The sequence below is a fragment of the Streptomyces sp. cf386 genome, assembly GCF_900103585.1.
Lineage (GTDB): Bacteria > Actinomycetota > Actinomycetes > Streptomycetales > Streptomycetaceae > Streptomyces.
This window is the reverse complement of the sequence record NZ_FNHV01000013.1, coordinates 67954-82641: the sequence shown is the minus strand read 5'-3', so window position 1 is coordinate 82641 and position 14688 is coordinate 67954. Positions and strand designations below refer to the sequence as shown.

Here is a 14688-nt window from a genome sequence, read left to right as displayed (position 1 = left end):
GGCACATGATGAGCCGCCGGTCGGCTTCGACCCGCGTGTCAGGCGACCTGCCCGCTGTGCAGGGCCGCGTACGCCCCGTTCCGGCGCAGGAGTTCCTCGTGGGTGCCGATCTCCTCGATCCGGCCGTCTCCCATCACCACGATCCGGTCGGCGCCCCGCACCGTGGACAGCCGGTGTGCCACGACGAAGGTGGTGCGGCCGTGCAGGAGCCAGGCGAGTGCCTGCTGGACGAGTGCCTCCGACCGGGTGTCCAGGGCCGAGGTCGCCTCGTCGAGGACGAGCACCCTCGGGTCCCGGATCAGCGCCCGCGCGATGGCCAGCCGCTGCCGCTGCCCGCCGGACAGCCGTGCCCCGCGCTCCCCGACCAGGGTGTCGAGACCCTGCGGCAGCCGGTCGACGAACTCCAGCGCGTTGGCGTCGCGCAGCGCCGCGCGCACCGTCTCCTCGTCGGCGTCGTCCATGCCGTACGCCACGTTCTCCCGGATCGTGCCGTCGAAGAGGATCGACTCCTGCGGCACGACCGACACGAAGCGGCGGTAGGTGCGCAGGTCGAGGGTGTTCATGTCCGTGCCGTCGAGCGACAGCCGGCCTGAGGTCGGGCGGATGAAGCCGATGACCAGGTTCAGCACGGTGGACTTGCCCGCACCGGACGCGCCGACGAGGGCGATGGTCTCCCCCGGCACGACGGAGAGGGTGAAGTCCCGTACCGCGGGGCGGCCGTTGTCCTCGTAGGCGTATCCGACGTTGTCGAAGGTCACGGCGCCGCGCAGCGAGGCGAGTTCGGCCTTGCCCTCGTTGTCCTCCAGTTCAGGGGCCTGGAGGACCTCGCCGACGGAACGGACGGACTCCAGGCCCTTGGTGATGACCGGGGCCAGGCCTGCCAACGTTGTCGTGGAGTTGGTGAGGGTGGTCAGGAAGGCGCTCAACATGACGACGTCGCCGGCGGTCACGCCCCAGACGTCGTAGTACGAGATCAGCGAGGCGCCCGCGAGAACGAGCACGCCCACCACGTTCAGCACCACCCAGGCCAGCGACCCGAAGCGGCCGTTGACGAGGTCGAGGCGCATCCCGGAGGTCAGCAGCCGGTGCAGGGTGCCGTCCATGCGGCGCAGTGCCTTGCCCTCCAGGCCGTGGGCGCGGGTGACCGGGATGAGGCGGGTCATCTCCGTCACGCGGGAGGACAGGGTCTCGACCTCGTGGCGGAAGTGCTCGTTGTGGGTGCGCAGTCGGGCCCGCAGACGCGCGACGACCACTGCGGCGGCGGGCACGATCACGAGGAAGACGGGCACGAACTCCGGTGTCCGGATGGCGATGATGACGAGACCGCCGATGAGTACGGTGCCCGCGCCGAGGCCCGTCTCCGCCGTCTGCTGCACCATCTGCTCGACGGTCTCCACGTCGCGCACGACCTTGGCCTGGAGCACACCGGCGCTGACCCGCGAGTGGTAGCCGATGGAGAGCTGCTGCATACGTGTGCACAGCGCCGAGCGCAGGCCGGTGCCCATCCGGCGGACACTGCCGTACAGCAGACGTACGTACAGCACGTGCAACGGGTAGTTGACCAACAGGATGAGCATGATGACGCCGGTGCTCAACCAGAGTCGGCTGATCGGCTGGTGCTGGACGACGGTGTCGATGATGGACGCGGTGATCAGCGGCAGCAGCCAGACGGGGCTGTGCTTGACCGTGAAGACGCCGACCGCCGCCGCGAGGCGGTGGCGGTCGGCGCGGAACAGATAGGCGAGGGTGCGTACGGGGTGTTCGCCGCGGTAGCGGTGGTCGAGCGGTCTCTCGTGTGACGACGCCATCGGCGTTGTCCTTCCCAGGGTGCTGGATGAAGAGCGAGCACAGGCTCAGCTGGCATAGCAAGCGCTTTCCCATCCCATCACGGGAGGACCTCAGACGGCATCCAGCTCCGCGATTTCCCCGTCACTGAGCACGAGGTCCCGCGCGGCGAGCGAGTCCAGGATCGTCTCCGGCCTGCTCGCGCCCGGGATCGGGACGACGACCGCCGACTTGGCGAGCATCCAGGCCAGACACACCCGCTGCGGGCTCACCCCGTGGGCCTCGGCGACCCGGGCGAACGCGGCGTAGGCGGAGCCCAGTTCACGGGCGCGGGAGATGCCGCCGAGCGGGCTCCAGGGCAGGAAGGCGATGCCGAGCTCGTCGCACAGGCGCAGCTCGGGCTCGCTGGAGCGGAACGCCGGGGAAAACTGGTTCTGCACGGAGACCAGCCTGCCGCCGAGGATGTCGTTGGCCTGCTTGATCTGCTCGGGGTTGGCGTTGGAGATCCCGGCCAGGCGGATCTTGCCCTCGTCGAGCAGGTCGCGTACGGCACCGACCGACTCGGCGTACGGCACCCTCGGGTCGGGCCGGTGGAACTGGTAGAGCCCGATGGCCTCCACACCGAGCCGGCGCAGGGACGCCTCGCAGGCCTCCTTGAGGTACCGGGGGCTGCCGTCCAGCGTCCAGCTGCCGTCGCCGGGGCGCAGATGGCCGCCCTTGGTGGCGACGAGGACGTCCTTGCCGAGGTCGTGGGAGGCGAGGGCCTTGGCGATCAGGGTCTCGTTGTGACCGACCTCGTGCGCGTCCCGGTGATAGGCGTCAGCGGTGTCGATCAGGGTCACGCCGGCGTCGAGCGCCGCGTGGATCGTGGCGAGGGAACGCGCCTCGTCCGGGCGCCCCTCGATCGACATGGGCATCGCGCCCAGACCGATCGCGCTGACCTCGACGTCACCGATGCGGCGAGTGTGCATGGGTTCGTGACCTCTTTCGACTGTCGCGCAAGGGGCGTTGACGTCCGGCGACCGGTTGTGGAGCGGGGGGTGTACCGGACCGACACCAGCCTCGCCGTCCGGCCGCGAGAGGTCCAATAGAAGAAAGTGAATGCATTCAGCGACGGCGGCGCTGAATCCGTGATGCCAGGTGACGGGCCTGTCCTCCAGCCGCTTGCGCGGCCTCCAGGTCGGTGTGACACGCTCGCCCTCGACCGACCGCGGTCGGGGACGTTTCGGCCCAGTGAGAGGCGACGGCATGCGCATCGGACTGCTCGGCACCGGCCCGTGGGCCCAGATGGCCTACGCTCCCGCCCTGAGCCGGCACGGCGAACTGGACTTCGCGGGCGTGTGGGGCCGACGTACGGCCGCCGCCAAGGAGCTGGCCGACAGCTACGGCGTGCGTGCCTACGACGACGTCGACGCGCTGCTCGCCGACGTGGACGCCGTCGCCGTGGCCCTGCCCCCGGCCGTCCAGGCCGACTTGGCGGTGCGGGCGGCCCGGGCGGGTCGGCATCTGCTGCTGGACAAGCCGCTCGCACTGACGGTGGCGGAGGGACGGGCGGTCGTCGAGGCCGCCGAGGAGGCCGGTGTGGCCTCGGTCGTCTTCTTCACCACCCGTTTCCAGCCGGAGACCGAGGCGTGGATCGCCGAACAGGCCGCTGTGGAGGGCTGGTTCACGGGTCGGGCGGAGTGGCTCGGCTCGGTGTTCAGCGGTGACGGCAGCCCGTTCGCGGACTCGCCGTGGCGGCGGGAGAAGGGCGCGCTGTGGGACGTGGGGCCCCATGCGCTGTCCGTGCTGCTGCCGGTCCTGGGTGACGCGAGGCGCGTGACGGCCGCCGCGCACGGCCCCGGCGACACGGTCCATCTGGTCGTCGAGCACGTCGGCGGCGCGTCGAGCACGCTGGCCCTGAGCCTCACGGCACCGCCCGCGGCGGCCGGGGCCACGGTGGAGCTGCGGGGCGCGGCCGGCGTGACGCTCCTCCCGGAGAGCACCGAGAGCGCCGTGTCCGCCCTGCACCGCGCAGCGGACGCCCTGCTGGACGCGTCCCGCACGGGGCAACCGCACCTGTGCGACACGGCGTTCGGGCTGCGGGTCACCGAGATCCTGGTCGAGGCCGAGGCGCTCCTGGACGGAGACGCCTGACCGGCGACGGCGGACGGGGGCCTAGAGGTTGTAGCCGCCCGACACCTCGATGTTCTGGGCGGTGACCCAGCGGCTCTCGTCGGAGACCAGCGTGGCGATCATCGCCCCGATGTCGTCGGGTTCCCCGACCCGGCCGAACGCGGTCTTCGCGGCGAGGGCCGGGACGACCTCCGGGAACCGGGTGAAGGCGTCGTCGGCGAGGCGGGTGCGGGTCGCGCCGGGCGAGACCGCGTTGACCCGGATGCCGCGGCCGCTGAACTCCTTGGCCATGTAGCGGGTGAGTACGTCCAGGCCGCCCTTCATGGTCGCGTAGGCCGAGTAGCCGGGCTCCAGGCCGGTGGTGGTCGCTGCCGAGTTGCTGCTCGTGTTGACGACGGCGCCGCCGTCCGCCATCAGCGGCAGCAGCTTCTGAGTCAGGAAGTACGGCCCCTTGAGCAGGACCCGGGTCAGCCGGTCGAACATCTCCTCGGTCATGTCCTCGATCAAGGCCGTCTGCGCGATTCCCGCGTTGTTGACCAGGTAGTCGAAGGTGTCGCGCCCCCAGGTGTTCCGCAGCACGCCGGCCACGGTGTCGCGGAAGGCGTCGAACGTGTCGCTCGCACCGACGTCCAGCGGCAGCGCCACGGCGGTGCCGCCCGCCCGCTCGATGGCGGCAACCGTCTCCTTCCCGCCACGCGCGTTGTTCCCGTAGGTCAGGATCACTCCGACCCCGCGCTTGGCGATCTCGACGGCGGCACTCTGCCCGATGCCGGAGCTGGCGCCGGTGACAACGGCGATCTTCATGGTCTCTCCTATGAGTGAACGGAAGCGGTGTTGTGACTCCATTCAACCCACGTGACCTGCGGAAACGTTAGAACGATGGTCGCCGGTACTTGCACGATCCTCCCGCCTCCGGGGGCCACCGCACAAAGCGTGCTGCAATGGCCGTATGCCACTGGAAGAGCTCCGTGTGCTGCTGGCCCGGCACGCCCGCCCCGACTGGACCACCGCGATCGACGGCGTCCTCATCTCGAAGGTCGACCGGCCCGATCCCCCGGCGCCCTCGATGTCCGGCACGGTGCTGGCCGTCATCGCCCAGGGCGCCAAACGGCTCGCTCTGGGCGACCGGGTCTTCGAGTACGGCCCCGGGCAGTATCTGGTGGCCTCGGTCGACCTCCCGGTCACCGGTCAGTTCCTCCACGCCGACTCCGAGCACCCCGCACTGGGCTTCGGCCTCACCCTGGACCCGTCCGCCGTCGCCGAGTTGCTGCTCCGGGCCGGGCCCGGAGACACCCCGCGCACCGGTGGGGCCGCACCGTCCGGGATCGCCGTCAGCGACGCTCCCGACGCGCTACTCGACGCGGTGGTGCGGCTGCTGCGCCTGCTCGACGAGCCCCGCGACCGGGCCGTACTCGCCCCGCTGGTCAAACGCGAGATCCTGTGGCGTGTCATCTCCGGTGAGCAGGGGGCGACGGTTCGCCAGCTCGGCCTCGCCGACAGCGGCCTCACCCACGTCTCCCGAGCCGTGCGCTGGATCCGCGAGCACTACGCGCAGCCCTTCCGGGTCGAAGACGTGGCACGGATGTCCGGCATGAGCGCCTCCGCCTTCTATCGCAACTTCCAGGCGGTGACCGCGATGAGCCCCATCCAGTTCCAGAAACAGATCAGGCTCCAGGAGGCCCGGCTGCTGCTCGCCACCCACCCGGGCGACGTGACCGGGGTCGGCCGACGCGTCGGCTATGACAACCCGTCCCAGTTCAGCCGGGAGTACCGCCGCCAGTTCGGCGCGGCGCCCAGCCAGGACGCCGTCCGCCTGCGCGATGCCGTGCGCACGCCCGCGGGTGTCCTCCCTTGAGCCAGTCCTCGAACGACTAGTCCTCGAACGGCTCGTCGCTCCACCGGAACCAGGCCCGGTCACCCTCGATGTGCAGCAGGAACTCGGCGACAGGGCCCTCCGGTGAGGACAGGGAGACGCGTCTTCGGATCTCGTCGTAGGCCGCCTCCCATTCCTCCCGGTGCTCCTCCAGGTCCCGCTCCAGCAGGGCGAGTTCACGGGTGAACAGGTCACGGATCGCGGCGTACCCCGGGCCGGGCGTGAAATGGCCCGACAGCCAGGGGAAGTCGGCCTCGTCGATCAGGATCTCCCCGACCGGCACGTCGCCGCCGCGCACCTGCCAGACCTCGCCGCCGGACCCCATGCTCGCCTCCCTCGCAGGCTGTCGATCACACCGTCCGCCAGCATGCCACCCGGCACTGACAAACGGCCCGGACCAGCTCTCGGACCGGACCGTCTGTCGTCCACCGCCCCTCAGGGCCGAGCTCGACCGCCTCTACGCCTCGCTACACCCGGCCCGCCACATGGAAGTTGATGCGTTCCTTGACAACGGGGAAGCCCGCTTTGGCGAAGTTCGCGGCCATGGGGAAGTTGCCCCGGTCCGTGCTTCCGCTGATGAACTCCGCACCCTGCTGGACGAGGAAGTGGGCGCACTCCGCGAGGAGGTCGTAGGCGTAGCCGTGCCCGCGCTGTTCCGGGACGACGCCGATGAAGCCGATCGTCGGACCGGAGGGGTTGTGCGCCGGGATGTGGATGCCGGCGAGTTCGCCGTCCGGGGTGTGCGCGAGCTGCCACCACTCCCGTGGGGACGGGCACCAGTGGAAGAAGTCGAGTTCCTCCTGGGCGGCTTGGTCGAGGCCGCCCTCTTGGACTGCCCGCAGTGCGTGGGCGTCGAAGGTGGCGGAGTGGATACGGCGCAGCGCGTCGAAGAAGACCGCGTCGTCCGGTTCGGCGCGGAAGCGCAGGCGTCCTGGGCGCTCGGGCAGGCCGAGCTCCGGGGTCCAGCGGTACAGGAAGCGTTCCACGAGGAGTTCGTAGCCCGCGGCCCGCGCGGCGCCGAAGCGGGCCTCGGCGGCGGCCTTCAGATCGGGATCGTCCCGCCAGCCGCTGGGCAGGTTGAGCTCGAGTTCGACCTGCCAGGGGGCGGAGCGCAGGAGTTCGGCGCCGGCCTCCTCCTCGCCCTCGGCCACGTCGAACCAGTTGATGTTGACGGGCTCCGCGTCGTCGGGGCCGCCCCACCAGGCGCCGCGAGCGACGACCGTGCCGTCGCGCAGGGCCACCCGCTGCCACTCGGGGCGGAACCGGGTCCGCCGGTGCCCCTCACGGGCGCCGAGCGGGTCGGGGTGTGCGTCGAAGAGATGGGCGTCGCTCGCAGAGAGCGCGCGAATGACCAGATCGGTCACGGATTCCTCCGGGAAGCAGGCTGCTTGGAGCGCTCCCGGTCAGATCTCACGGACCACGCCGGGGCAACGGGAGAGGGAGCGCTGGAAAGGTGTGAACTGCACGGCACTCGCCTCCTTCCGTCCGTCTCAAGGCGTGGAGCCACACCGTACGTGATCTTTCCAGGACACGTCCACGGATTTTCTCGGCGCTTGAAGAACAGCCCGCCTTGGCATCAGGGAGCGCTCTCAGGAGCCTTCCGGACTTAAGTGAGCCTTAGACGAGGGTTAAGCAGTCGTGCCCATTCTGTGGGCTTTCAAGTTCCCGCAGCTCAGGGGCATTTGAGGCGTAGCGACAACCGTTGGCCCCCACGGGGACTGTGCGTAGCATCGGGGCCCATCGGTGGCGGTGACGGGTGGTGTGAGAGCGCTCTCACACCAGGCGGCTCGCTCGCCCTTCGCCTCCCCACCGAGGCCCAAGCACCCGCACAAGCACTCCGGGAGACCCCCCACATGACATCCCGTCATCAGCGCCCACTCGGTCGACGCAGGCTTCTCTTCGCTCTCGGCGGCGCGGCCGTGGCCGTTCCCACCGCTGCCGTCGTGGCGCCGTACGCCCTCGCGGGCACCCCCACTGACGGCGACACTCGTGCCGCGGCGGCGTCACTGCCCCTGACGATCGTCAACAACAGTGGCTCCTTCGGCAACGCGAACGTCCACGTCTACATCGTCGGCAACCAGGACGGCAGGCAGGTACGCGTCACGCCCGACGGCGCCCTCGCGCCGATCGCCCTGGCGGACAACGGCCCCGACGGCTTCACCGACTACGCCATCAGCCTGGCCGGCAGCGGCGAGACCCGGCTGTCCCTCCCCCAGATGTCCGGCCGGATCTATGTGGCGCTCGGCCAGAAGCTCAAGTTCAAGGCCGTCGCGGACGGCAACGGCAACGCGGCGCTCCAGTACCCGGCGGGCTGGGTGACGTCGGACCCCAACCACCCGGTGGTGCACGACTGTGCCGAGTTCACCTTCAACGCCGCCGGCATGTTCTGCAACACCACCATGGTCGACATGTTCAGCGTGCCCCTGAGCATCCGGCTGACCGGCGCCAAGGACCAGACGACGGGCACGCTGCGGGCGGGCGGGCGCGCGGCCGCGTTCGCCGCGGTCCGGCAGGTGGAGGAGTTCGCGCCGCTCGTCGTGGACGACACGCGTGTCATCGCCCCGGGGCACGGCCTGGACGCCGGTCTGTTCGCCAAGGACTACCTCGCCCCGTACATCGACGAGGTGTGGGGCACGTACACCGGGCGGGACCTCACGGTCACCACCAACGCGGGTACGTTCACGGGCCGGGTGCGCGGTGACCGGTTCACCTTCGACGGGCCCGCCCAGGTGTCCTTCGCCAAGCCGTCGACCCGGGACGTGCTGTTCTGTGACGGCACTCTCGCCGCCCCCAACGACGGCACCACCGGCCCCGTCGCCGCCGTGCTGGGCGCCGGATTCAACCGCTCGACGCTGCTCAGCCATCCCGCCCAGCCCACGACCGACCCCGCCACCTTCTACCGGACCGACCTGACCAACCACTACGCCAAGGCGATGCACACGGTCACCGAGGACGGCAAGGCGTACGGCTTCGCCTTCGACGACGTGGCCGACTTCGCGTCGTACATCCAGGACACGGCGCCGACGGGGATCACGCTCACGCTCACGTCCTTCGAGGGCTGACGCGGTGCGGGACGGGGCGGGGTTTCGGCGCCTCCGGATGCAGGGTCCGCTCAGGCGTTGAATGGTGATAGCAGACCCGATGACCGCACCGGGCCCGAAGAAGTCATCCGGATCCTTTGAGGAGCAGAGATGATGCCGACGTCCCAGCCCGAAACATCCGGGCCGTCCGAGGACCGCACCACCCCGGACGCCCTGCTCCACGCCCGCACCGGCACCGAAGTGTCACCCGAGGACATCGTGCTTGCCTCAGGCAAGGACATCACCCCTCGCAACCTGGAATGGGCCAAGCGGAAGCTGGAGGCCGAGGGTCCGTCCGCCCTCGACAAGCTGCTGCCCTAGGGCCTGCCACGATCCGCGCGGGCCGCCCCCGGGTACGAGCCGACACCCGGGGCGGCCCTTCGCGCTCGCCGCGCCCTGGCCGCGGACTCACTCCTCGTCCGCACACAGCACCGGCACCCGCTGCACGAGGTTGTTGGCGAAGCCCCCGCGGTTCCAGGGCTGCTCCAGTGGCTGTGTGTGCCCGTCGGCGTCGGTGGCCCGTGCGCTCAGCACATGGTCGCCCGGGGCCGCCGTCCACTCGTACCGCCAGCGGCGCCAGGCCCACCGGTGACCGGCGTCCGGCGCCGGCTCGGCCTCCCGCCAGGTACGCCCCGCGTCCGTGCTGACCTCGACGCGCGTCACCGGCGCCCGCCCGGACCAGGCACGCCCCTCCAGAGCGACCGGGCCGGGCCGGACCACCCGCGCCCGGGACATGAAGTCGGGGAAGCCGGGTGGGACGAGCAGGGCGCGAGGGGCGATGCGGGTGACCGGCTCGCCCTCGTCCTCACGGTGCTGCCGCAGCCGGTAGGCCACGGCCTGCTGGAATCCCGTGAACGGCTCATCGACGGCGGTGACCTCGCGCAGCCACTTCACGTGCGCCATGCCGTACCAGCCGGGCACGACCAGTCGTAGCGGACGGCCGTGCTGCGGGGGCAGCGGGGCGCCGTTCATCGCGTACGCGACCAGCACCTCGGGCTCGCTGCCGATGGCCACGTCCAGCGGGAGGGCGCGCTGGTAGTCCTGCTCGACTCCGCGCTCGACTCCGTGGTCGGCGCCGGTGAAGACCACCTCGACGGCGTCGGGGTCGACTCCGGCCTCCGCCAGCAGCAGACGCAGCGGTACGCCCGTCCACTCGGCGGTGCCGACCGCCTCGACGAGCCAGGGCTGGCTCACCGGTCGCGGGGTCAGCAGGGCGCGGCCGTTGCCCGCGCACTCCAGCGTGACCCGGGTGGTGACCTGCGGGAACGTCCGCAGGTCGGCCAGGTCGAGACGCAGCGGGCGGCGGACCCGGCCGGCGAGGGTCAGGTGCCAGGGGGTGTCGTCGGGGACGTACGGGATGTCGTAGTGGGTCAGGACGTAGTGCAGGCCCGGCGGGGTGACGTCGTAGCGCAGTGCTTCGAGCGGCAGGCCGTGGTTGCGGGTCGCGAGCGCGAGTTCGTCCCGGCCGATGCCCTCGTCCGGGGCGGCCAGCCGGGCCGGTGCGCTCGCGTCGGCGAGTCGATGACCCATACCCGCAATTATCGACCCTGACCCGCGCAATCGCGCCGGTTCGCCGCAACCGCACGGGCCTGTCTCGGCGGCGAGCTGACGCAAACTCCGTTCCACCCCGGACATTTCACACCGGCAATGGTTTCCGGCTCACCCTTTCGTAAGGGGTCCTCCGGCTGTCAGACTCCGGAGGGTGCCCGACTTCGACATGCTCGTCATCGGATCCGGACCGGGTGGCCAGAAGGCCGCCATCGCCGCGGCCAAGCTGGGCCGCCGGGTCGCCGTCGTCGATCGCCCCGACATGGTCGGCGGCGTCTCCATCCACACCGGGACCATCCCCTCCAAGACGCTGCGCGAGGCGGTGCTGTACCTGACCGGTCTCACCCAGCGCGATCTGTACGGGCAGAGCTACCGGCTCAAGGAGGACATCACCGTCGCCGACCTGACCGCCCGCACCCAGCACGTGGTCGGCCGTGAGGTGGACGTCATTCGCAGCCAGCTGTCCCGCAACCACGTCTCCCTGTACGCCGGGACGGGCCACTTCGTCGACCCGCACACCGTCGCCCTGCGCGAGGTCACCGGCCATGAGCGGCTGCTGACCGCCGAGCACATCGTCATCGCCACCGGCACCCGGCCCGCGCGGCCGAGCAGTGTGGAGTTCGACGGGCGGACGATCATGGACTCGGACAACGTCCTGGCGCTGGAGCGGGTACCGCGTTCCATGGTCATCGTGGGTGCCGGCGTGATCGGCATGGAGTACGCCAGCATGTTCGCCGCGCTCGGCAGCAAGATCACCGTGGTGGAGAAGCGCGCCGGGATGCTCGACATGTGCGACATCGAGGTGATCGAGTCGCTCAAGTACCACCTGCGGGACCTCGCCGTGACGTTCCGCTTCGGGGAGACCGTCGCCGCGGTCGAGCGGCATCCGCGCGGGACGCTGACCATCCTGGAGAGCGGCAAGAAGATCCCCGCCGACGCGGTGATGTACTCGGCGGGCCGGCAGGGCCTCACCGACGAACTCGACCTGGACAAGGCCGGGCTGACCGCGGACCCGCGCGGTCGGATCACGGTCGACGAGCACTACCGCACCGAGGTGCCGCACATCTACGCCGTCGGCGACGTCATCGGCTTCCCGGCACTGGCCGCGACCTCGATGGAGCAGGGCCGGTCGGCGGCGTACCACGCCTGCGGGGAGCCCGTCGGCCGGATGCACAACCTGCAGCCGATCGGCATCTACACCATCCCCGAGATCAGCTTCGTGGGGCGGACCGAGGACCAGCTCACCGAGGAGCGGGTGCCGTTCGAGGTGGGCATCTCGCGCTACCGCGAACTGGCCCGGGGGCAGATCATCGGTGACTCCCACGGCATGCTGAAGCTGCTGGTCTCGCCCGAGGACCGCACGCTGCTCGGAGTGCACTGCTTCGGTACGGGGGCGACGGAGCTCATTCACATCGGGCAGTCGGTGATGGGGTGCGGCGGAACGGTCGACTATCTGGTCGACGCGGTGTTCAACTACCCGACGCTCGCGGAGTCGTACAAGGTCGCGGCCCTGGACGCCACCAACCGGCTGCGGCAGATCGACCGGATCGGGGACTGAGCCCCGACCGGGCTCCCCCGGTGGCCCACATCGCCACCCGGTGCACGCTCGCGAAGTCTCCGACGTGCGCTCTTGAAGCCTCAAGAATGTGGCTATCATCACTCGCACACACGGCGTGACTGCACGGCGACGCAACGGCGTACAGTGTCCGCCACCCTTCTTTGCCGCCCCTGCCCGAGGTCAACCCTCTCCGGTTCGTGGCGTTGTACCACCCCACCCCCCCAACGCGTCGGGGCCTGGTCGCCCTCGCGCCGTGCAAGACGGAGAGCAGCGCATCCATGAGCAACAACAGGGGCAGAGGGCTGCAGGCCAATGTCCTCGGTACGTTCGACACGGTGGTGATGGCGGTCGCGGGCAGCGCCCCGGCCTACTCGCTCGCCGCGACCACGGCGGTCCTCGTCTCGGCGGTGGGGCTGGCCAGTCCGGCCGCACTGCTGTACTGCGCGATACCCATGCTGGGCATCGCCCTGGCCTTCAGCTATCTCAGCCGGATCGACGTGAACGCGGGCGCCAGCTACTCGTGGGTCGGGCGGACGCTGCACCCGTTCCTCGGGTTCATCAGCGGCTGGGCGCTGGTGATCTCGGCGACCATCTTCATGGTGGCCGGTTCCCTGCCCGCCGGGTCGATGACGCTGGCCCTCTTCGACGAGGAACTCGCGGAGAACACCGCGCTGTCGACGCTGGTCGGCGCCGGCTGGTTCCTGATCATGCTGTTCGTGGTGCTGGGCGGCGCCCGTCTCACCGTCCGGGCGCAGCTCGTGATGTCCGGTGTCGAGCTGGCCATACTGGCCCTGTTCGCCGTCCTCGCCCTCTTCCACTCGGGAAGTGCCCGGGCGTTCGACTGGTCCTGGCTCGGCTTCGGCCACTTCGACGGGGTGACGGGGTTCGCCTCGGGGGCGCTGATCGCCGCGTTCTACTACTGGGGCTGGGACGTCACCAGCAACCTCAGCGAGGAGACGCGCAACAGCCGCCGTACGACGGGCCTCGCGGGGCTCATCGGGGTGGGCATCGTGTTCCTGCTGTTCGAGGTGTTCACGATCGCGGTGAACGTCATCCTCTCCTCGACGCAGATCCAGGAGAACGACGCCAATGTGCTGGCCGTGCTCGGTGAGGAGATCTGGCCGGGCTGGGGCGGCAAGTTGCTGATCGTGGCGGTGATGCTGTCCACCATCGCCACCCTGGAGACCACGCTCATCCAGGTCACGCGCTCGCTGTTCGCGATGGGCCGGGACCGTACGATGCCGTCCGCGCTCGGCAAGGTGCACCGCCGGTGGAACACGCCGTGGGTGGCCATCGCGGTGGTCGGCGTGGTGGCGCTGGCGATGTTCATCGCCTCCAACGCCCTGGGCACGGTGGGCGACATCCTCTCCGACGCCATCTCGGCGATCGGGCTGCAGATCGCCGTCTACTACGGGCTGACGGGGCTCGCGGTGGTCGTCGCCTATCGCAGGATGCTGCTGAAGTCGGTGGGCAACTTCGTGTTCGGCGGTCTGTGGCCGCTGTTCGGGGCGCTGTTCATGTTCTGGATCTTCGTCGAGTCGCTGGGCGAGCTGAGCCCTTCCGCGCTCGCGATCGGCATCGGCGGCCTGGCGGCCGGGCTGATCCCGATGTTCTGGTACTGGCGGCAGGGCAGCGACTACTACCGGCCGGCCAAGCTGGACGCCGCGCGGACCGTCGAGGCGGACTATGTTCCCGCCGGCCGCGGCGACACCGACTCCCTTGTCCACGAGGGTCTTTCCACCGACTTCTGAGGGAGCCCTCGATGGCGAGAGACCGCTTCGCTCCCGACTTCGATCCCGACTGCGGGGACGCGCCGCTCACCTGCGCCCGCCAGGACATCGTCATCGGCCGCTGGCAGGGGCTGCGGGAGCTGCTGCGTGCCACCGGTCCCGACTGGCTGGTGCGGGGCCACCGGGTCCGGTTGCTCGCGCAGGCCTGTGCGGGCAGTTCGACGGTGGAGTCGTGGCTGGCCGCCGAACCGCACAGCTCCGACGCGCTGGTGCTGCGGGCGGCCACGGAGACGACCCGGGCGTTCAATCTGGCGATCACCGCGGGGCGGGGCGTGGCGATCGACGAGCAGCGCATCGACACCGCGGTGCTGTCGTGCCTCAAGGCCGCCGACTCCTACCCGGACGACCCGACGCCGTGGATCTCGCTGATCTCCGTCGCCCGGCTGTACGCGTCGGGCGTACGGCGGCAGGAACTGGGGCGCTGGTGGGACGAGTTGCACCAACGCGACCCGTACAGCGTGGAGGGGCACCTTCAGGTGCTGCACTACTACTCCGCGCGCTGGCACGGCACCCATGGCCTGATGTACGACTTCGCCCGCGACGCCGCCGGAGTCGCACCGCCCGGCTGCCCGCTCCCGGTGCTCGTGCAGTACGCCCGGGTCGAGGAGTTCCGCTACGCCCTGGACGCGGCCAAGGGGCAGCATGCCGCCATGGGGCTCGGCCAGCACTGGAGGCACGACGGCGCCGTCAGCGACGTACGCCGGACCTGGGAGCGCTGGATCTCCCACCGCGCCTCCGCCGAGGTGGCCCCCGGCGAGCTGCGCGACCTCAACTACCTGGCGCACGCGGCCTGTCAGGCCGGGGTCCACGACATCGCCGCGTCCCTGTTCCGGATGCTGGGGCGACGGGCCACGCGTGCTCCGTGGAGCTACACCGGCGATCCGGAGAAGCAGTTCGTGAAGTGGCGGGGGGAGGTGGGCCTGCGCCGGTGACGCGGAC

The 14688-nt window shown here is 70.5% G+C and carries 13 protein-coding genes; 7 read left to right on the top strand and 6 right to left on the bottom strand.

What is annotated here, in order from left to right; genetic code table 11:
- Positions 1-38 precede the first annotated feature (38 nt).
- Both BLU79_RS30465 and BLU79_RS30460 read right to left on the bottom strand, forming a co-directional pair.
- Positions 39-1808 (bottom strand): ABC transporter ATP-binding protein, encoded by a 1770-nt coding sequence (locus BLU79_RS30465; protein ID WP_093909161.1) that lies wholly within the window; start codon positions 1806-1808, stop codon positions 39-41.
- Positions 1809-1898: 90 nt separating this feature from the next.
- Positions 1899-2756 carry an aldo/keto reductase gene (locus BLU79_RS30460; RefSeq protein ID WP_093909160.1) on the bottom strand — a complete coding sequence of 286 codons (858 nt, stop codon included), beginning with the start codon at positions 2754-2756 and terminating at the stop codon, positions 1899-1901.
- A 277-nt stretch (positions 2757-3033) separates the two neighbouring features.
- On the opposite strand from BLU79_RS30460, the gene BLU79_RS30455 reads away from it, so the two are divergent.
- A complete protein-coding gene (locus tag BLU79_RS30455; protein WP_093909159.1) occupies positions 3034-3921 on the top strand; it encodes a Gfo/Idh/MocA family protein in 888 nt (295 codons plus the stop codon).
- Positions 3922-3942: 21 nt separating this feature from the next.
- Here the strand turns inward: BLU79_RS30455 and BLU79_RS30450 are convergent, their stop codons facing one another.
- On the bottom strand, positions 3943-4704 hold the full coding sequence (locus BLU79_RS30450) for an SDR family NAD(P)-dependent oxidoreductase (RefSeq protein WP_093909158.1): 762 nt from the start codon (positions 4702-4704) through the stop codon (positions 3943-3945).
- Positions 4705-4849: 145 nt separating this feature from the next.
- Here BLU79_RS30450 and BLU79_RS30445 point away from each other — a divergent pair, with 145 nt between their 5' ends.
- On the top strand, positions 4850-5755 hold the full coding sequence (locus tag BLU79_RS30445) for an AraC family transcriptional regulator (RefSeq protein WP_093909157.1): 906 nt from the start codon (positions 4850-4852) through the stop codon (positions 5753-5755).
- 16 nt (positions 5756-5771) lie between these two features.
- On the opposite strand, the gene BLU79_RS30440 is transcribed toward BLU79_RS30445, so the two are convergent.
- On the bottom strand, positions 5772-6098 hold the full coding sequence (locus tag BLU79_RS30440; protein ID WP_093909156.1) for a hypothetical protein: 327 nt from the start codon (positions 6096-6098) through the stop codon (positions 5772-5774).
- A 142-nt stretch (positions 6099-6240) separates the two neighbouring features.
- Positions 6241-7137 carry a GNAT family N-acetyltransferase gene (locus tag BLU79_RS30435; protein ID WP_093909155.1) on the bottom strand — a complete coding sequence of 299 codons (897 nt, stop codon included), beginning with the start codon at positions 7135-7137 and terminating at the stop codon, positions 6241-6243.
- Between the two features lie 489 nt (positions 7138-7626).
- On the opposite strand from BLU79_RS30435, the gene BLU79_RS30430 reads away from it, so the two are divergent.
- Both BLU79_RS30430 and BLU79_RS30425 read left to right on the top strand, forming a co-directional pair.
- Positions 7627-8835, top strand: a complete 1209-nt coding sequence (locus BLU79_RS30430) for a beta-1,3-glucanase family protein (protein ID WP_093909154.1) — start codon at positions 7627-7629, stop codon at positions 8833-8835.
- A 132-nt stretch (positions 8836-8967) separates the two neighbouring features.
- Complete coding sequence (locus tag BLU79_RS30425; RefSeq protein ID WP_093909330.1) at positions 8968-9174, top strand: hypothetical protein; 207 nt, start codon at positions 8968-8970, stop codon at positions 9172-9174.
- Positions 9175-9261: 87 nt separating this feature from the next.
- Here the strand turns inward: BLU79_RS30425 and BLU79_RS30420 are convergent, their stop codons facing one another.
- On the bottom strand, positions 9262-10383 hold the full coding sequence (locus tag BLU79_RS30420; RefSeq protein WP_093909153.1) for a sulfite oxidase: 1122 nt from the start codon (positions 10381-10383) through the stop codon (positions 9262-9264).
- 172 nt (positions 10384-10555) lie between these two features.
- On the opposite strand from BLU79_RS30420, the gene sthA reads away from it, so the two are divergent.
- The 3 genes from sthA (at position 10556) to BLU79_RS30405 (ending at position 14681) form a co-directional block, all read left to right on the top strand.
- The gene (gene sthA, locus BLU79_RS30415; protein ID WP_093909152.1) at positions 10556-11959 is read left to right on the top strand and encodes a Si-specific NAD(P)(+) transhydrogenase; all 1404 of its coding nucleotides are present in this window, start codon (positions 10556-10558) and stop codon (positions 11957-11959) included.
- 278 nt (positions 11960-12237) lie between these two features.
- The gene (locus tag BLU79_RS30410; protein WP_093909151.1) at positions 12238-13710 is read left to right on the top strand and encodes an APC family permease; all 1473 of its coding nucleotides are present in this window, start codon (positions 12238-12240) and stop codon (positions 13708-13710) included.
- An 11-nt stretch (positions 13711-13721) separates the two neighbouring features.
- Positions 13722-14681, top strand: coding sequence for a hypothetical protein (locus tag BLU79_RS30405; protein WP_093909150.1), 960 nt, complete (start codon positions 13722-13724; stop codon positions 14679-14681).
- Positions 14682-14688: the final 7 nt, after the last annotated feature.